Origin of the sequence: Cedecea sp. VD22 (assembly GCF_037150195.1) — a bacterium.
Classification (GTDB): Bacteria; Pseudomonadota; Gammaproteobacteria; order Enterobacterales; family Enterobacteriaceae; genus Cedecea.
This window is the reverse complement of the sequence record NZ_JBBCPX010000004.1, coordinates 236,936-254,945: the sequence shown is the minus strand read 5'-3', so window position 1 is coordinate 254,945 and position 18,010 is coordinate 236,936. Positions and strand designations below refer to the sequence as shown.

Sequence of the window (18,010 nt, the reverse complement as noted above, 5' to 3'; positions counted from 1 at the left end):
AAAACGCGAGACGAGGAAGCCAAAAATGACCCAGGGCCCGCTGAACGAAGACGAAATTATCTGGCTGGATGACATTCTGCTGAAGTATGGCACCGCGCATTCGGTGATTGATGTAGCCGAGCTGGATGGGCTGCTCACGGCGCTGCTGTCAGGGCCAACTGTGACCGAACCTGCTACCGTGCTGCGGGCGGTATGGGGCGGCGATGTCGAGCCGGAATGGGAAAGCAAAGAAGAGCTGACGCGCTTTAGCGTACTGGTGTTCCAGCATATGAACGACATTGCCGAACGCCTGGCGGAGTATCCGGGGCAGTTTGAGCCTCTGTTTGGTACCAGCGAAGTGGATAACCGCGAAATCACCATCGTGGAAGAGTGGTGCTACGGCTACATGCGCGGTGTGTCACTGGAAAGCTGGCCTGCGCTGCCGGCAGAACTTCAGCCAGAGCTGGAGGCGATTGCCCTGCATGGGCTGGAAGAGAATGAAGCGAAGTTTGAAAGCCTGACGCCGGAAGCATTTCTGGCGAGCATTGAGGCGATTAAACCTGCGGCACTGGCGTTATACGGATACTGGCACAGCCAGCGAAACGGCGGGGCGCTGCACTAAAATGAAAATAGCAGGCCGCAATGGCCTGCTACTTAACGGCAATTAAGCCTGAGCGTCCAGCGTGGCCAGCTCTTTATCGACAAAGTAAAGGCCTTCGCCGCTTTTGCCCACCAGGCTGAGTTTATCCAGCACGGATTTAAACAGTTTCTCTTCTTCATGCTGCTCGGCAACATACCACTGCAGGAAATTAAAGGTTGGATAATCCTGAGAGGTCATTGCGGAATGGACCAGAGCATTAATCTGACGCGTAATTAACTGCTCGTGCTCGTAGGTCGCTTTAAATAATTCGTCCAGTGAAGCGTATTCTAAATACGGGGACTGAATGGCGTTAATACGCGGCATGCTCCCGGTATCACTTAAATATGCAAACAGACGCTGCATGTGCTCCATCTCTTCCTGAGCGTGGCGGCGCAGGAACGCGGCAGCCCCTTCGAAGCTGTGATAGCTGCACCAGGCGCTCATCTGCTGGTAAAGCAGGGAGGAGTAGAGTTCAAGGTTCATCTGCTCGTTCAGTTTTTCAATCATTTCCGTCTTCAGCATCACAGGCTCCATATTTTTTGAGGGGCGTTAATATGGCGCTACTTTAATTATTAATTTTCCATAATGCAAAGAAATTGTTAATTATATTAGTGTAATGAGAATGGTTGTTACTATTATTTTATTTGTGACAAAATGAATTAATAATGAGAATTAATCTTGTTCCGCTTCGCTATTTTATTGCCAAATAACGTATCATGAATTAGTCATATTTAGCCGCGCAAAATGGTAACCATGCTAAGAGTAAGCCTATATTGTCATTGGAAAAACTTATGGCTAAATATTCTTATGCCCGCCATTTACCTGACGCGGGAGCTGTGGCTAAATACGTTTCTTTCAAAATTAGACTGCACATGAATATTCTTCATTTTCTTCTCGCACTTTTTGTCATCATGGGACTGGCGTGGCTGGTGAGCTTCGATCGTAAAACCATCCGCATCCGCTATTTGTTACAACTTGTCGTCATTGAAGGCCTGCTGGCGTTCTTCTTCCTGCACTCCGACAGCGGCTTGTGGGTGATTAACGGCGTGTCCGGTTTCTTTGGCCACCTTCTGACCTTCGCCGGGCAGGGCAGCGACTTCGTCTTTGGCGGCATGAGCAAAGCGGGCCTGGCCTTTATCTTCCTCGGCGTGCTGTGCCCGATCATCTTTATCTCGGCGCTGATCGGGATCCTGCAGCACTTCCGCATTCTGCCTATTATTATTCGCATTGTCGGTACGCTGCTTTCTAAAGTGAACGGCATGGGCAAGCTGGAATCATTCAACGCCGTGAGCTCGCTGATTCTGGGACAGTCCGAAAACTTTATCGCCTACAAAGGCGTGCTGGGCGACCTTAGTTCTCGCCGCCTGTTCACCATGGCCGCAACGGCGATGTCCACGGTTTCGCTGTCCATCGTCGGGGCCTACATGACGATGCTGGAGCCGAAGTATGTGGTTGCGGCGCTGATCCTGAATATGTTCAGCACGTTCATTATCCTGTCGATCATTAACCCGACCCGCCCGGGCGCTGAGCCAGAAATCAAGCTTGAGAAGCTGCACGAATCCCAAAGCTTCTTTGAAATGCTGGGGGAATACATCCTCGCAGGTTTCAAAGTGGCGATGATTATTCTGGCGATGCTGATTGGTTTTATCGCGCTTATCAGCGCCATTAATGCGCTGTTCGCGACCGTCTTCGGTCTGAGCTTCCAGCAAATTCTGGGCTACGTTTTCTATCCGTTTGCCTGGCTGGTGGGGATTCCTCAGGCGGATGCGCTGAAAGCGGCCGGCATTATGGCGACCAAACTGGTGGCGAACGAATTTGTGGCGATGATTGAGCTGCAGAAGATCATGGCGACGCTGTCGCCGCGCGGGCTGGGGATCCTGTCGGTCTTCCTGGTGTCCTTCGCTAACTTTGCTTCCATCGGGATTGTGGCCGGGGCTATTAAAGGGCTGAACGAAAAGCAGGGGAACGTGGTGTCTCGCTTTGGCCTGCGCCTGGTGTACGGCGCGACGCTGGTCAGCCTGCTGTCCGCGGCGTTTGCCGGGCTGGTTCTGTAAAAATAAAAACGGCGGGTTTCCCCGCCGTTTCTTTAACGCAAAATCATCAGAACGCGGCGCAGACCGGCTGGTCAACGCGCATCACGGATTCCTGCGCAAAGCGAGTTTTATAGATAGAGCGCAGTTCGTCTACCTTTTTGCTGCTCTCCGCATCGCTGCCGCGAATCAGCATGATCGCCTTGCTCGGTTCGTGGGTCACTTCACCCTTAGCATTCAGCCACTGGCCTTTGGCGTCATATTCGGTCAGCCCTTCGCGGAAACGCGGGGTCACGTCTTTATCCACGAAGCTGCGCCATTCATTGGCGGTAATTTCCGCGCCGGATGGGCGGCTGATGCCGAAATAGAGCGTGGTTTGCGTCATCTGATCGCCTGCCTGGCACTGTTTAGCCGGGGCGGTAACCGCCGATGTGGTTTTCGCTGGCGTGACGCAGCCCGTCAGAGCCAGAGCTAATGCCCCGGCCAGTGTTGCTTTATAAAATACCATTATCCACCTGTCTTGCTGTCATCATCATTATTAAAATTAAATGCGGAATGATTCCGCCGCGATATAAAATTACAATTCCGCACTTTTCGCAAGTCGCCGAGCATCAATAGGGCAATAATAATCCCGCAGATGCCGCTGCCGGGCAGCACCCACTGCGCCGGGAAGTATCCGGCAATCGTTCCCGTGACCAGCGGGACGACTAACGTAATGCCGAGCTGCAGTCGCCAGGTTGCCGCCATAGCGGCGCCGACCTGTGGGCCAGGGAAACTGTCCATCACGTTGAGCGTGGCGACCAGATAGAACCAGTTACTGAACAAATGAGCGATAACGATCAGCGGCACCGCCAGCCACAAAGTGCCCGAGTAACCCACGGCGAAATAACACAAAGTAAAAAGCAGCAGCGCCAGCATTAGCGGGAAGCTTTTACCCGCCCGGTTGCGCACCTGTTTTTCGCTGAGCAGGAGCGGGGCGAGCAGTTGCCCAGCGCTACGGGCAAACAGCAGCGCCAGGCCATTGGCCGCGTTATCACCCGGCAACGCAGGAGCCAGCGCCGGGAGCAAAGCCATTACGGGGGCGCCGACCAGCGCAAGGCTGGGCAACAGCAACAGGCTGCGCTTTTGCACCGGGGTAACGTTCTGCCAGCTAAACTCCTCGCTTTCGTCTGGGGCGCTGTCTTCTTTTGCCTTCATAACAAAGGCCGCCGAGGCGTACCAGAGCAGCCCTATGGCAACGATGAAACTGATTGCATCCAGCAGCAGCATCAGCCAGAGGCTGACGTGGCCATATAATAATGTCCCAAGCCCCACGCCGAAGATAACGTTGGCGGCAAACACCAGCGTTTCAACGCCTGCGGCGGCGGGCATTAGCGCTTTAGATAAACCTTGTTTGAAAAGCTGACTTAAGGCCGGCACCGTCAGGCCGGTGCTAAAAGCGGCGGCGGCCTGGCTTAACAACAGCAAGCCTGGGTGTTCATTCCACAGCGCAAGGCACGGCAGAAGCAGACCTGTAAGACCGAAAACTTCGCCGAGAAGCAGCACAGAAAACGCCGGCCAGCGCTTTAATAACCACACGCCAGCAAAGCTGGCAGGTAAGCCGGGCGCAAGGGCGAGGACGTAAGCAAGAGAAAGCCAGGAGGGGGTAGCGTGACTGTTTAACAGCTGACTGAAGACCAGAACGTAAGTCAGGCCGTTACCCACAGAAGAAAACAGCAGCGCCAGCCCGAGCAGCGTGAACCAGCGGTGCTGGCGCAGGGCGCGTAGCAATAGAAGAAGCATGTTAAGTTCCTGATGAAAAAATAGAGTCAAGCCGCCGTGGGAAAACGGCAGCGCGAGATATTTATCGTCAGGAACGGGTTACATTGGCGTCAGGCTTCTCTTTGTACAGTTGTCTCTAAAAATAGAGGAGTATCGGTAGATTACCAGTTGCTGGTGACGCCCGCATACTGTGGGCCGGTCACGCCGCGGCACTGGTATTCCAGCACCACCTGGGTGTTCAGGCAAAGGGTGCCGCTGTAGGTGGTACAGGTCTTGATATCGCTGCCGTAAGGGAGTGCGCTGGCATAGCCCCATTGCTGGCACTGACGCGATGCCGTGGACTGGGCGAGGAATTTATCCACTTTGGCCGTTTGCAGCGGCGGCAGGCTATAGGCGAGGCGAACAACACCGGCAGGCTCATTGGCATTAAGCGGAACAGGTGTTTTGCTTACGGTGCATCCGCTCAGTAACAGGGCGGTAACGGCCAGAAAAATGCGCTTCATCGTTGATTCATACCTCATACTTAACCGCCTTCATGGTAGCACGCGTGGCGGGCAGAAAAGCCTGTTCGATTAGGCGGGCCGTAAATTCCATAAATTTCGAATTTTAAATAACCCTTAATTCAAATTACGAAATAAAAACTTTTTACCTAACGTAAATTCCCCACAAAATACGCGGCGATTTTTTGATCAAAAACGCGTCAAGTTTTGCTGAACCGTGCCGACAATAGCGCTACGGCGCGATTTAATTTCACTTATGCAGGTATACGAGGGAATAAATCAGGACGCGCGTCGCTAAAGCCGCACAGGAAGTGCATTTTATTTTTTACCGGGGAACCAAAAAATGAACATTGTTCGCAATATTAAAATTCGCGCGATGGTGGTGCTGATACAAATCTTTTCCACGCTGGCATGGATCTGCGTGGCGGGCGCGACGCTATGGCTATTACATAACCTCAAGCAACAGCTTGCGCTGAGCCCGGATCAGCTCACGTGGATTAACACGGCCCAACGGATGCTGATTATCTCCATTGCTATCAGCATTGCGATCGTCATTTTTACAGAACGCTACCTGTGGTTTTGCCTGGTAAAGCCGGTTAATACGATCCGCCACCACATGCACGTCCTGGCGCAGGGAGAACTGGCTGCCACGCTGCCGGATTTGGGGCGCAACTGTATTGGCCTGATGGTGCCGCCGATTCAAAAAATGCAGGAAAACTGGCAAAGGGCGGTGAGCCGCATCCGGGACAGCGCCGAGGCTATTCGCACCAACGCCACCGAAGTGTCCGGGGTTAACACTGACCTGTCATCCCGTTCGGAGCAACAGGCCGCCGCGCTGGAGCAGACCAGCGCCAGCATGGCGCAGCTGAACAGCACGGTGAAGCTGAACGCCGACAATGCAAATCACGCCAGCCACCTCGCGCAGAATGCCACCAACACTGCGGTAAACGGCGGGGATTCGGTGAAGCAGGTAGTGAAGACCATGGATGTGATTGCCAGCAGCGCGAACAAAATTGTCGATATCACCACGGTGATTAACAGCATTGCGTTCCAGACCAACATTCTGGCGCTAAATGCCGCGGTGGAGGCGGCAAGAGCGGGAGAGCAGGGCAAAGGCTTTGCGGTCGTCGCCAGCGAGGTACGTAATCTGGCCAGCAGAAGCGCCGGGGCCGCAAAAGAGATTGAAACCCTGCTCAACGATTCGGTCAGTAATATTCACACCGGGTCGCAGCAGGTGCGTAAAGCGGGGGAGGCAATGGATGAGATCCTCCGCGCCGTGAAGCAGGTGAATGACATCATGGGGGAGATTGCCAGCGCGTCCCTCGAGCAAAGTCAGGGCATCGGGCAGGTCGGGATCGCCGTTCGGGAAATGGACAGCGTGACGCAGCAGAACGTGAATCTGGTCCAGAAGTCGGTGCTCTCTTCCGTTGAACTGGAGAAACAGGCGCACCACCTGCATGACGCGGTGGCAATGTTCCGGCTTAACGCAGTCTGAGAACCACGCATGTGACAAAGCAGCCTCCGGGCTGCTTTTTTTACGTCTTAAACAGGCGCGGAAACAAAAATATGTGACGCAGATGGGGGAAATAATATTCCCCGCAGGCATTGGCGTCAGGCACCGTGCGGATAGTTAAAAATCGGCTAAGCTTATGCTTTTTAGGAACATTTACAAGCGATCGCGAGTGTCGCACTATGCGGGCTCTTATTGAGCAAGGAGTTTCTGAAGCAATGCGTAAACCTCTGGTATTGTCGGCGCTGGTCGCCGCGCTGGCCCTGGCCTTAAGCGGCTGTGATGACGCTAAAAAAGAGACCGCGGCGGCCCCCGCCCCGGCAAAAGAAGCGCAGCAGGGCGGCAGCCTGATAATCGGCATCACCTCCGGCGATCCGCTGGCCATGAACCCGCTGTACGCCAGCGATCGGACTACGTTAACCATCATGCAGGCGCTTTACTCGCCGCTGTACAGCTACAACGGCGACAAGATCGAATGGGGCCTGGCGGAAAGCCTGACGCCGTCAGCCGACAACCTCACCTGGACGCTGAAACTCAAGCCTGACCTGAAATGGCAGGATGGGCAGCCGATTACCGCCGATGACGTGGTGTTCACCTTTAATAAACTGCTGGATGAAAAGCAGCATAGCTTCTTCCGCAGCATGTTTGTTTATGGCAACCAGCCCCTGAGCGTGAGCAAAGTGGATCCGCTCACGGTTAAATTTACGCTGCCTCAGGTCAGCGCCGCCTTTGCCGGTACGCTGGTGCAAATCTTCCCGATCCCACAGCATATCTTCGGCAGCGAAGCAGGCGATCTGGAAAAGAGCACCCGCAATGATGCGCCCGTCGGCTCCGGTCCGTTCAAGTTCAAAGAGTACCGGGCGGGTCAGTACTACGCCCTGACGCGGTTTGATGATTACTGGAACGGTAAACCGAAACTCGACTCGGTCACCTACCGCTTTGCAAAGGACGCCAACTCTGCCAACCTCGCGCTGCAGAACGGTGAGATCAATCTCAAGATGGTCGATCCGCAGGATGTTTCGCGCCTGAAAGCCACCGGCAAGTTTGATTTTGTTATTTACCCGGAAGGCCGCCTGGCCTACATGACTTTCAACCAGAACGTTGACAGCATGAAGAGCAAAGATCTTCGTCAGGCCATCGCCTACGCGCTGAATAAAGATGACCTTGTGCAAACGGCGTTCACCTCTCTCGATTACGCCAAACCTGCGGCTTCTATTCTGACCCCGGATACCCTCTACCAGACCAGCGATGTGGAACCGTACAAGTTCGATCTCGATAAAGCCAAAGCGTTGTTCAAAGCGTCCGGGCAGCCGGAGGGCGTGAAGCTGCGCCTGGCCTACATCAACAGCAATAAAACCCAGGAAAGCATGGGGCTGTACATTCAGCAGCAGCTGAAGGCGATAGGCATCAACGTTGAACTGCTGCCGCTGGATGCGAACGCGATGTCCCAGCGCAGTCAGGACATGAAAAACACGGCCTATGAACTAAGCCTGGGCGGTTACATCATGGGCGCTGAGCCGGACGGCTATAAGTCGCTGTATATGAGCAACGAAGCCTATAACTACGCGCACTATAAAAACCCGGCGTTTGATGCGCTGTGGGAGCAGGGCGCAACGGAAACGGATGCGGCGAAGCGCGCGGCTATCTACAAGCAGATCCAGCAAACCGTCGCCAGCGATATGGCCTGGTACCCGATTGCCTACACCAACGCGGTTGTGGCGGTGGACAAACGTTTTGGCGGCACGCAAGAAGCCGAGCCTAAGCCCGTGTATATGTTCCAGGATCTGTCGAAAATCTATCAACAATAACAATAAGTAATCCTCCGCCCGGCCGGTTTGTGCCGGGCGGGCGGAGGAAGGCGAAACTATGAATAACCTTCTTTTCCGGCGCTTACTGCAGCTGCTCCCGATGCTGCTTTTTATCTCGCTGGTCTCTTTTTTACTGGTGAAGCTGGCCCCCGGCGATCCTGTGCAGGCGTATATCACCCCGCGCATGAGCCCGGAGGATATCGAACGCATCCGCCAGAGCATGGGGCTGGATAAGCCGCTGCCGGTGCAGTACCTGCTGTGGCTGAAAAATCTGCTGCAGGGCGATCTCGGCTACTCCCTGATTTACCACCGTCCGGTGCTGACGATGATCGGTGAGCGTATCCCGGCCACGCTTGGCCTGATGGGCGCGTCCTTGTTGTTAGCTATCCTGCTGGCGATCCCGCTGGGGCTGCTGGCGGGGGCGTACAAACACCGCTGGCTCGACCATGTTCTGAACCTGTTCGCTTACGTCGGGATCTCGGTGCCGATCTTCTGGTTTGGCATCCTGCTGATTACCGTGTTTTCGGTGCAGCTGAACTGGCTGCCGAGCATGGGGATGCGAACCATCGGCGCGGAGGACTCCTGGCTCGATGTGATTCGTCACGGCATTCTGCCCTGCATCGCGCTGACGTTTTATAACCTCTCCAGCTATGTGCGCTACATCCGCTCGAACACCATTAGCCAGCTGTCCGCCGACTATGTGCAAACCCAGCTGGCCTACGGGGCAACCCGGCGCACTGTTCTGTTCCGGCATGTGCTGAAGAACGTGCTGCTGCCGGTGATCACGCTGTTTGGCCTCTCTTTTGGCGAGCTGGTGGTGGGCGCCTACGTGACGGAAAGCGTCTTTTCCTGGCCGGGGATGGGGCTGCTGGGGATCCAGGCCATCACCTCCCTCGACTACCCGCTGATCATGGCCATTATTCTGCTCTCAGCGTTGATGCTGATTGTGGGGAATCTGCTGGCCGATCTTCTGTATCGCGTGGCGGACCCGCGCATTAAGGCGCTGAGGTAACCATGAGCAGAAGATGGAATCAGGTTAAACAGGGCCTGAAACGCAGCCGCCCCGCGCAGCTTTCTCTGGCGGTACTGGTGATTTTTGCGCTGGCTTCATTATCGGCTTTTTTAAGTCCGTGGGACCCTAATCAAATGTCGCTTCAGGGAAGGATGCTGCCGCCGGATGTCAGCCACTGGTTTGGCACGGATGAATATGGCCGGGACTACTTCACCCGCGCACTTTATGGCGGGCAAATCTCCCTGATGGTCGGGTTTTTAGCCATGCTGTTTTCCACGCTGATTGGCACGCTGGTGGGCACCGTCAGCGGCTACTTTGGCGGCAAAGTTGATAACCTGCTGATGAGACTGGTGGACATTTTAATGGCGATCCCGGCTTTTTTCCTGCTGCTGGTGCTCAATGCTTACCTGAAGCCCGGCATCGCTAACATCATTCTGATTATCAGCGCGCTGACCTGGATGAATATGTCGCGACTGGTGCGGGCAGAAACGTTGACGCTGAAAGAGCGGGAATACGTGATTTATGCCCGGGCCTCCGGGGAGCATCCGCTGAGGATTATCGCCCGGCACATTATTCCGAATATTTTGCCGACGATTATTGTGGCGGCCACTTTGAATATCGCTTCGGCGATTTTAATGGAGTCAACATTGAGTTTTCTTGGTCTCGGCGTGCAGCAGCCGGATGCCTCCTGGGGCAGCATGCTGAATAACGCTCAGTCCTACATCGGCGAAGCCTCCTGGCTTGCCATGTTCCCGGGGGCGCTGATCCTGCTGACGGTGCTGAGTTTTAACGTGCTCGGCGATGTGTTCCGTACCGCTTTTGAGCCGGGGGCAAATCGCGATGCGTAATTTGCTGGAAATTGAAAACCTGAAAACCTCTTTCTTTACCCGCGAGGGTGAAGTACAGGCGGTACGCGGCGTCACCTTCAGCGTGCAGCGGGGGGAAGTGGTGGGTATTGTGGGCGAGTCCGGCTGCGGCAAAAGCGTTACCTGTAAATCGGTGATCAATTTGCTGGGCAGCCATGGCAAAGTGGTGGGAGGCCATATCCGTTTTCAGGGAGAAGACCTGGCGCGTAAAACGGCGGAGCAAATGCGCCACCTGCGCGGCAGCGAAATCGCGATGATTTTCCAGGATCCGATGACGGCGTTAAATCCGGTGCTGACCATCGGGCGACAAATGAGCGAGATCCTTATTCGCCACCAGAGTTTGAGTAAGAAGGCGGCGAAAGAGAAGGCCATAGCGATGCTAGGGCAGGTGGGCATCAGCCAGCCGGAAAAACGCTATGACCAGTATCCACACGAGTTTAGCGGCGGAATGCGCCAGCGGGTGATGATCGCGATCGCGCTGTCGTGCCATCCGTCATTGCTGATTGCCGACGAGCCGACGACCGCGCTGGACGTGACCATTCAGGCGCAAATTCTGCGCCTGCTGAAACACCTTCAGCAGCAGACGGACACCGCTATCTTACTGATCACTCACGACCTGGGCGTGGTGGCGCAAGTCTGTTCCCGGGTGGTGGTGATGTACGGCGGGCTGGTGATGGAGCAGGGCAGCGTTGAGGCGATTTTTTATCGGCCCGCCCATCCCTACACGCGTGGTTTGCTGGCTTCGTTGCCTCGCCCTGACGGCAGCGAAGCGCGCTTGTCCCCGATTGAGGGTAGCCCGCCGGGTCTGCTCAATCCGCCGCCCGGCTGTCCTTTCGCCGCTCGTTGCCCGCAGCGCATGGCCATTTGCGACACGGCAGCACCCAAACACACGCTCGCCGACGGCCATGAAGTCAACTGCTGGCTGTGGAAAAAAGAGGCCGCTCATGCCTGACATCACTCCTTTGATTCGCGTGCGTAATCTGCACAAACATTTTACCGCTAATCGGGGCTGGTTCGGGCCGGGGACCACGGTAAAAGCCGTGGATGGCGTGAGCTTCGAGGTTTTTCCGGGGGAAACTTATGGCCTGGTGGGGGAGTCCGGCTGTGGGAAGTCGACGCTAGGGCGAAGCTTATTGCGGCTGTTCGAGGTGACCGACGGCGAAATTGAGTTCGACGGGCAAAATATTGCGGCGCTTAACGAACGTCAGCTAAAGCCTATCCGCCGCCGGATACAGGCCGTTTTCCAGGATCCCTATTCGTCGCTAAACCCCGGCATGACGGTGGCGCAGCTGATCGCTGAGCCAATGCGTATTCACGGTTATGATGCGGCACGGCGGAAAGCCCGCACTCTGGAGCTGCTCGGGCAGGTGGGATTAAATCAGGAGCACCTGGACCGCTTTCCCCATGAGTTCAGCGGCGGCCAGCGGCAGCGAATCAGCATTGCCCGGGCGCTGGCGGTGAATCCCGAATTTATTCTTTGCGATGAGCCGCTGTCGGCCCTCGATGTCTCTGTGCAGGCACAGGTGGTGAATATTTTGCAGGATCTGCAGCAGACATTTGGGCTGACGTATTTGTTTATCGCCCACGATTTGTCTATGGTTCGCCACATTTCTGACCGCATCGGGGTAATGTATCTTGGTTCTCTGGTGGAGGAGGCGCCTGCGGAAACGCTGTATAGCCAGCCTGCTCATCCCTACACTCGCGCGCTGCTCGCGTCTATTCCCATTGCAGACCCGCATGTTCAGATGCTGGAACAGGGTGGACTAAAAGGCGAAATCGGCGGTGATACGGGGGAAAGCGTTGGCTGCAAGTTTGCCACCCGCTGCTCGCGAGCAATGGGCCAATGTCACCAGCAACCTCCCCGAATGCAGGAGATCTCGCCGGGTCACCGCGTGGCCTGCTGGCAGTTCGAAAAATGAGTCAGCGGGGGCATTTTGCTCCCGCTTCACCGCTCTTCCAGCGAATGGGCTGTTGCCTCGTGCAGAGGCGCGCAGGTAGACTGTCGCGCAAATAAAACAGGAGATTAAAATGGCCGAACAACTCTCTGCCGATCAGGAACTGGTTTCCGACGTCGTGGCGTGCCAGTTAGTGATTAAACAAATTCTCGACGTGATTGATGTGATTGCGCCCGTTGAAGTCCGCGACAAGATGGCGGAACAGCTGAAAACCATCGATTTTACTACCCATCCTGCGGCCGTTGATCCGGTCACGCGCCGGGCGATTCAAAAAGCCATCGCACTGATTGAGCTGAAATTTACGCAGCAAAAAGAAGCGCACTGAAGTTTTTATCCGCTGCCAGAAAGCAAAAGCACCGCCCAGCTGCGGTGCTTTTTATCTGAGTCGGGGCCGATCAGTGATAGTCTCGTTCGACAAAACTGAGTACGCGCCTGTCGGTCTGGCTCATGCACAGGCCTGCCTTGTTGGCATCCCGGACCTCTTCGAGAATCGTTTTCAGCCGCTCTCCCTCCCGATCCTGTTCTAAGCCTAGCGCCATTAAAAAACTGACGACTCTACCGGCATTGACGGCTTTAGCTTCTTCCTTAAGCGCGGTCAGCGTTTCATGCCGGAGATGGTAATCATCCAGCGTTTGTTGAAAAAGCTCTTCCAGCGTCAGGCAGTGGCAGTCAGGCGGGGACATTGTGCCGACGCTGGGCATACCGCCGGACTGCTTCATAAAATTGAAGACCCGCATCATGTGGGTCACATTGTTTTGTGCCTGGCTACGTAAAAAATTCGCACTTCCCGTCAGGCTGTGTTTGGCGCACCAGGCGCTCAGGTGCAGACACAGATGGGAGGCATAGAATTCACGATTAATTTGCGCATTAAGTTTCTGGATCATGCTGGCAGTGGGCATATAAATATCCTTATTTCATGAGCACTTTTATGAAGAGGTGAAATAAACATACGCCGCTATCACGGATGAGAAAAGTCCTAATTCAGGCTATTTTTATTTTTTTTGATTTTCTTTAAGATAAAAAGATCATGAAGTTATCCATCTTTTTATTTTTCGTAACATACTGTATTTCATATAAAATATATTTATCGGTTTTTTCTTTTTATCCCTGTTTTGCTTTATATCAGAAATGAGGTTTGTTCAGTCCGTGAATTGTTTTTAATGTGTATCATTTTTGATTTTTGGGGTGGTTTTAATGTTGTCTGTTTGTATGTGTTGAGGTCATGTTTGCGGTTTCTGTCCCCTGGGTGGGAATGTTGTCATCTGGGTTTAAAACAAAATTTGCGCTCGCAGAGTTCGAGAGGCGTTCTGTGAGCCAGGCCGCTGTTGTGCAAGAAAAACACTTCGGTATAAAAAATAATCAAATCCAGGAGGGGAAATGCAGCAGGATCCGCTGATACGGCTAATGAATTGATTTTTTTACCTGACGCAGCCAAAGATGGCGCTGTTGGCAATAATGTACGGTTAACAGCCGTCTGCATCCTTCCGTTGAGGCATCTCCAGCCAGAAACCACGCAGCCGCAGATCCGGCGCAATCCAAAAATCCTGCCGCGCGCATGAGCGTCTTCCTTGTTAATGAAGGCAGTCGCTAAAATGCAGGATAAAAAGTTAATTTTTCAGAAAAAAGCGTGATTAGTCGCTATGGAATAATCAAAACGGTGGTTGAGTTGAGGCCGAAAAAGCGGAGCTGGCTCCGCTTTCTGTCGGAGGAGGCGATTAAAGCGGGACCAGCAGTACATCAACCTGGCTTGACGCCACCACGGCCTTGGCTGAGCACATAACCTTGCCAAAGAAACTCTGATTGTGATTACCGCAAAGCACCAAATCAACGTCCTGTTTTTCACAGATATCCAGAATGTGCTCGCTTAGTTCCCCTGTGGAAATAATTACCTTTTCAACAGGATATTGCGCTTTCTCTTTCAGCTCAGCGAGAAAAAGATGGGTTTCTTCCAGCATCAGATCGCGGAGGTTTTCCAGCATTGGGGCGGCAAGCTGGTTATACAGTTCGGGATCGGACGCGAGCGTGACCAGCGTAATTTTGCCGTTGACGGGTTTGACGATGGAGACGGCCTTTTGCACCAGACGATGGCTTTCAGGCGTGATAGCAACGGCAACCAGCACATGACGATAGCTCATATAACCCCTCCACATTTAGTGTGAATTGTTAACATTTTCTTACACCACTTGTGACTCAGGCGCAACGCGTACAGCGGTACGAAATGTGAAGCCACTCATAGAAATTGTTTAGTTATTCTTATGAAACGAATTTGCAACATTGTTTCGTAGACGAAATGTGAAAATTTTCCATCAGACGAACGGATTAATTTGAGAACCTGGATCGAGTGATAACTTTCGGTAGCTGACGCTTTTGAAATCATAACGCTCGGTTAAAATGCCGCTATAATTTCACTTAAGTCTATGAATAACAGCAGATTACTCTTAACGGCTTTCATAAAGTGTGATCGCTCAGGCATTCCTGGCCGCCAGTATCAGATAAAAAGCAATGACAACTCATGGAGTTGTGATCTTTCAGTGTCACTATTCGTCTGCCGGCTTCGGTAAAATTCTTAATCAGATGAAAAAGTAAGCAAATGAAAAGCGATTCTGATGCTTTTCACTCCGAAGGATGATGTATTTATGTGATCTGCGTCACATAAATTCCAAAATCGCAGGTGGCCGCATTGTATGTGCCAGGGGCTGCGAGTAGAGTTTGCCCGAATTAGGAAAAATCTTAGTTTTTTGTAATAAAATGATGAACGACAACAGGCGTTCGGGCTCTGTCAGGGAAATGGCTTCTACGTGGGATGCGGAGGGGCTGAGTCAGGGCTGAAGATTTATCCGTGCATTTTGGCCGTAACGATTGTTTTAATTTAACCGGGGCAACCCGGCGACATCGCGGGGTGCGGTAACAACCCCCTAATAGTTCAGAAAACAGTAATGGCGCGACAGATGCGCTTCGGCTTCTTACAACCGTAAGTTTCTGGAGAATTTACTCGCGCTGACACGTTACTGTCATCCGACATATTTAGGCTGGGCCGCATACAATAATAGTTGGTTATTCGGGATGGAAAAAATGCATACTTCCGAGTTGCTAAAACATATTTACGACATCAATTTGTCGTACTTATTGCTTGCACAGCGTCTTATTAGTCAGGACAAAGCTTCGGCTATGTTTCGCTTAGGTATCGCTGAAGATATGGCAAATACGTTAGGGGAACTCACGTTGCCCCAGATGGTGAAATTGGCAGAAACTAACCAATTAGTTTGTCAGTTCCGTTTTAGCGAAAGTCAGGCAATTACGCGCTTAACACAAGACTCCCGTGTGGATGATTTACAGCAAATTCATACCGGTATTTTGTTATCGACCCGTTTATTGAGTGAGGTGTCGTCGCCTGCCGAGGCACCTAAGAAAAAAAGGGCATAACAAATGAGCGAGAAAAGTATTGTCCAGGAAGCTCGCGACATTCAGCTCGCTATGGAGCTGATAACACTGGGTGCCCGATTGCAAATGCTGGAAAGCGAAACGCAGTTGAGCCGTGGTCGCCTGATCAAACTCTACAAAGAACTCCGTGGAAGTCCTCCTCCAAAAGGGATGCTGCCTTTCTCTACTGATTGGTTTATGACCTGGGAGCAAAATATTCATGCTTCCATGTTCTGTAATGCCTGGCAGTTTTTACTTCGTAGTGGGCTCTGCACCGGCGTTGATGCGGTGATTAAGGCCTATCGGCTCTACCTTGAACAATGTCCTTCCCAGTCAGACGGCCCGCTATTGGCGCTGACTCGCGCCTGGACGCTGGTGCGTTTTGTTGAGAGCGGCATGCTCCAGCTGAGCCAGTGCAACTGCTGTGGGGGCAATTTTATTACCCACGCACATCAGCCGGTCGGCAGCTTTGCCTGCAGTCTGTGCCAGCCGCCATCGAGGGCGGTAAAAAGACGTAAACTTTCCCAGAATGCTGCCGATATTATTCCACAACTGCTGGATGACCAGGTGGAACAGGCTGTGTAACAGATTCTGTGTTTGCGTATTCCAGCAGCGGTGAGTGATTACCGCTGCTTTTTTTATGCCCAAACACGACGCTGCACCTGCCTCCTGGGCATCCTCGCTACACTCAACGGCGTAAGGATGATCTCGTGCTGATTTTAATAGGTTACCTGGTTGTTTTAGGGACAGTGTTCGGCGGTTACATGTTGACCGGCGGCCACCTTGGCGCACTTTATCAACCTGCTGAATTTGTGATCATTGGTGGGGCGGGTATTGGGGCGTTCATTGTAGGGAATAACGGCAAGGCGATTAAGGGCACCTTAAAAGCGCTGCCGCTGCTCTTCCGACGCTCAAAATATACCAAAAGCATGTATATGGATTTGATGGCATTGCTTTATCGTCTGATGGCTAAGTCGCGTCAGCAGGGTATGTTTTCACTCGAAAGAGACATCGAAAACCCTAAAGAAAGCGAAATCTTTGCCAGCTATCCGCGTATTTTAGCGGACACCATGATGCTTGATTTTATTGTCGATTATTTGCGTTTAATCATCAGCGGAAATATGAATACATTCGAAATTGAAGCGCTGATGGATGAAGAAATCGAGACCCATGAAAGCGAAGCGGAAATACCGGCCAACAGCCTTGCGTTAATGGGGGATTCATTACCAGCCTTCGGTATCGTTGCTGCGGTAATGGGGGTTGTGCACGCTTTGGCATCCGCCGACCGTCCCGCTGCGGAATTAGGCGCATTAATTGCGCACGCTATGGTGGGTACTTTCCTCGGTATTTTACTGGCCTATGGTTTTATTTCCCCATTAGCGAGCGTGCTGCGCCAAAAAAGTGCTGAAACCACCAAAATGATGCAGTGCGTGAAGGTCACTTTACTCTCCAGCCTCAACGGTTATGCCCCGCCAATCGCGGTGGAATTTGGCCGTAAAACGCTTTACTCCAGCGAGCGCCCATCGTTCATTGAACTGGAAGAGCACGTCAGAGCGGTACGTTCCCCGAACGCGCAGCGCGCGACGGAAGAAGAAGTATGAAGAATCAGGCCCATCCCATCGTTGTCGTAAAGCGCCGCAAGCACAAGGGACACGGCGGGGCGGCCCACGGCTCCTGGAAAATTGCCTACGCGGACTTCATGACCGCGATGATGGCTTTCTTCCTGGTCATGTGGCTGATTTCCATCTCCAGCCCGAAAGAGCTGGCGCAAATTGCTGACTACTTCCGCACCCCGCTGGCGCAGGCCATTACCGGGGGCCAGCGTATCGCCGACAGCGAAAGTCCTATTCCGGGCGGGGGCGATGACGTCACCCAGCAGCAGGGCGAAGTGAAAAAACAGCCCAACATTGAAGAGCTGCGCAAGCGCATGGAAGCCAACCGCCTGAAGCGCATCAAAGGGGATCTGGACCAGCTTATTGAGTCTGACCCGAAGCTGCGTGCGCTACGCCCGCACCTGCAAATCGACCTGGTTCAGGAAGGGTTGCGTATTCAGATTATCGACAGCCAGAACCGCCCGATGTTTAAAAACGGCAGTGCGGAAGTGGAGCCTTACATGCGCGACATCCTGCGCAAAATCGCCCCGGTGCTGAACGGTATTCCTAACAAGATCAGTCTGTCCGGCCATACCGATGACCTGCCTTATGCCAACGGCGAGCGCGGCTACAGCAACTGGGAGCTTTCCGCCGACCGCGCGAATGCTTCCCGCCGTGAGCTGGTCGCCGGTGGCCTCGACGACGGCAAAGTGCTGCGCGTCATCGGGATGTCCTCGCAGATGAGCCTCTCCAAACGTGGAGGCGGGGACGCCATTAACCGTCGCATCAGTTTGCTGGTGCTTAATAAACAGACCGAAGACGCCATCATGCATGAGAACTCCGAGAGCGAGAACCAGCCTCTCAGCGTTCTGCAGCAGGATCCTACGGCGGCTCCGGCGAATAACACAGTTGCGCCACAACCAGGCACGAGGTGATA

Annotated in this window: 19 protein-coding genes; 13 read left to right on the top strand and 6 right to left on the bottom strand. The window is 53.3% G+C overall.

Annotated features, from left to right (window positions below; translation table 11 throughout):
* Positions 1-25: 25 nt before the first annotated feature.
* A complete protein-coding gene (locus WFK85_RS11370; RefSeq protein ID WP_008453841.1) occupies positions 26-601 on the top strand; it encodes a UPF0149 family protein in 576 nt (191 codons plus the stop codon).
* A gap of 42 nt (positions 602-643) precedes the next feature.
* Here WFK85_RS11370 and ftnA read toward each other — a convergent pair whose 3' ends face one another.
* The gene (gene ftnA / locus WFK85_RS11365) at positions 644-1,141 is read right to left on the bottom strand and encodes a non-heme ferritin (RefSeq protein WP_166872936.1); all 498 of its coding nucleotides are present in this window, start codon (positions 1,139-1,141) and stop codon (positions 644-646) included.
* 350 nt (positions 1,142-1,491) lie between these two features.
* Here ftnA and WFK85_RS11360 point away from each other — a divergent pair, with 350 nt between their 5' ends.
* A complete protein-coding gene (locus tag WFK85_RS11360; protein WP_008453845.1) occupies positions 1,492-2,673 on the top strand; it encodes a NupC/NupG family nucleoside CNT transporter in 1,182 nt (393 codons plus the stop codon).
* Positions 2,674-2,719: 46 nt separating this feature from the next.
* Here WFK85_RS11360 and WFK85_RS11355 read toward each other — a convergent pair whose 3' ends face one another.
* The 3 genes from WFK85_RS11355 to yecR form a co-directional block, all read right to left on the bottom strand.
* Complete coding sequence (locus WFK85_RS11355) at positions 2,720-3,157, bottom strand: DUF3574 domain-containing protein (RefSeq protein ID WP_166991550.1); 438 nt, start codon at positions 3,155-3,157, stop codon at positions 2,720-2,722.
* Entirely contained in the window at positions 3,157-4,431 is a 1,275-nt protein-coding gene (locus tag WFK85_RS11350; RefSeq protein ID WP_336708246.1) for a hypothetical protein, read from the bottom strand. Before WFK85_RS11350 ends, WFK85_RS11355 begins: the two co-directional genes overlap by 1 nt.
* Before the next feature lie 140 nt (positions 4,432-4,571).
* Positions 4,572-4,913: a YecR family lipoprotein gene (gene yecR, locus WFK85_RS11345; RefSeq protein ID WP_166991556.1), complete on the bottom strand. Its 342-nt coding sequence runs from the start codon at positions 4,911-4,913 to the stop codon at positions 4,572-4,574.
* Between the two features lie 340 nt (positions 4,914-5,253).
* Here yecR and WFK85_RS11340 point away from each other — a divergent pair, with 340 nt between their 5' ends.
* The 7 genes from WFK85_RS11340 to WFK85_RS11310 all read left to right on the top strand — a co-directional run bounded on the left by WFK85_RS11340 (position 5,254) and on the right by WFK85_RS11310 (position 12,386).
* Positions 5,254-6,405: a methyl-accepting chemotaxis protein gene (locus WFK85_RS11340; RefSeq protein ID WP_008453853.1), complete on the top strand. Its 1,152-nt coding sequence runs from the start codon at positions 5,254-5,256 to the stop codon at positions 6,403-6,405.
* A 233-nt stretch (positions 6,406-6,638) separates the two neighbouring features.
* The gene (locus tag WFK85_RS11335) at positions 6,639-8,228 is read left to right on the top strand and encodes an ABC transporter substrate-binding protein (protein WP_336708244.1); all 1,590 of its coding nucleotides are present in this window, start codon (positions 6,639-6,641) and stop codon (positions 8,226-8,228) included.
* A gap of 58 nt (positions 8,229-8,286) precedes the next feature.
* Positions 8,287-9,240, top strand: coding sequence for an ABC transporter permease subunit (locus tag WFK85_RS11330; RefSeq protein ID WP_166991564.1), 954 nt, complete (start codon positions 8,287-8,289; stop codon positions 9,238-9,240).
* A 2-nt stretch (positions 9,241-9,242) separates the two neighbouring features.
* Entirely contained in the window at positions 9,243-10,088 is an 846-nt protein-coding gene (locus WFK85_RS11325; protein ID WP_166991567.1) for an ABC transporter permease subunit, read from the top strand.
* On the top strand, positions 10,081-11,058 hold the full coding sequence (locus tag WFK85_RS11320) for an ABC transporter ATP-binding protein (protein WP_008453861.1): 978 nt from the start codon (positions 10,081-10,083) through the stop codon (positions 11,056-11,058). The genes WFK85_RS11325 and WFK85_RS11320 overlap by 8 nt, the downstream gene beginning before the upstream one ends.
* Positions 11,051-12,025 (top strand): ABC transporter ATP-binding protein, encoded by a 975-nt coding sequence (locus WFK85_RS11315; RefSeq protein ID WP_336708240.1) that lies wholly within the window; start codon positions 11,051-11,053, stop codon positions 12,023-12,025. Before WFK85_RS11320 ends, WFK85_RS11315 begins: the two co-directional genes overlap by 8 nt.
* A 109-nt stretch (positions 12,026-12,134) precedes the next feature.
* The gene (locus WFK85_RS11310; RefSeq protein WP_008453864.1) at positions 12,135-12,386 is read left to right on the top strand and encodes a DUF2766 family protein; all 252 of its coding nucleotides are present in this window, start codon (positions 12,135-12,137) and stop codon (positions 12,384-12,386) included.
* A 70-nt stretch (positions 12,387-12,456) separates the two neighbouring features.
* Here WFK85_RS11310 and WFK85_RS11305 read toward each other — a convergent pair whose 3' ends face one another.
* Together WFK85_RS11305 and uspC are read right to left on the bottom strand one after the other, a co-directional pair.
* Positions 12,457-12,960 carry a non-heme ferritin-like protein gene (locus WFK85_RS11305; RefSeq protein WP_008453865.1) on the bottom strand — a complete coding sequence of 168 codons (504 nt, stop codon included), beginning with the start codon at positions 12,958-12,960 and terminating at the stop codon, positions 12,457-12,459.
* Positions 12,961-13,776: 816 nt separating this feature from the next.
* A complete protein-coding gene (uspC, locus tag WFK85_RS11300) occupies positions 13,777-14,196 on the bottom strand; it encodes a universal stress protein UspC (RefSeq protein WP_008453866.1) in 420 nt (139 codons plus the stop codon).
* A gap of 937 nt (positions 14,197-15,133) precedes the next feature.
* On the opposite strand from uspC, the gene flhD reads away from it, so the two are divergent.
* From flhD to motB, 4 genes are all read left to right on the top strand, one after another.
* Complete coding sequence (gene flhD / locus WFK85_RS11295; protein ID WP_008453867.1) at positions 15,134-15,484, top strand: flagellar transcriptional regulator FlhD; 351 nt, start codon at positions 15,134-15,136, stop codon at positions 15,482-15,484.
* Positions 15,485-15,487: 3 nt separating this feature from the next.
* A complete protein-coding gene (gene flhC, locus WFK85_RS11290; protein WP_039294634.1) occupies positions 15,488-16,066 on the top strand; it encodes a flagellar transcriptional regulator FlhC in 579 nt (192 codons plus the stop codon).
* 125 nt (positions 16,067-16,191) lie between these two features.
* Positions 16,192-17,082, top strand: a complete 891-nt coding sequence (motA, locus tag WFK85_RS11285) for a flagellar motor stator protein MotA (RefSeq protein ID WP_008453872.1) — start codon at positions 16,192-16,194, stop codon at positions 17,080-17,082.
* Positions 17,079-18,008, top strand: a complete 930-nt coding sequence (gene motB, locus WFK85_RS11280) for a flagellar motor protein MotB (RefSeq protein WP_008453876.1) — start codon at positions 17,079-17,081, stop codon at positions 18,006-18,008. Before motA ends, motB begins: the two co-directional genes overlap by 4 nt.
* Positions 18,009-18,010: the final 2 nt, after the last annotated feature.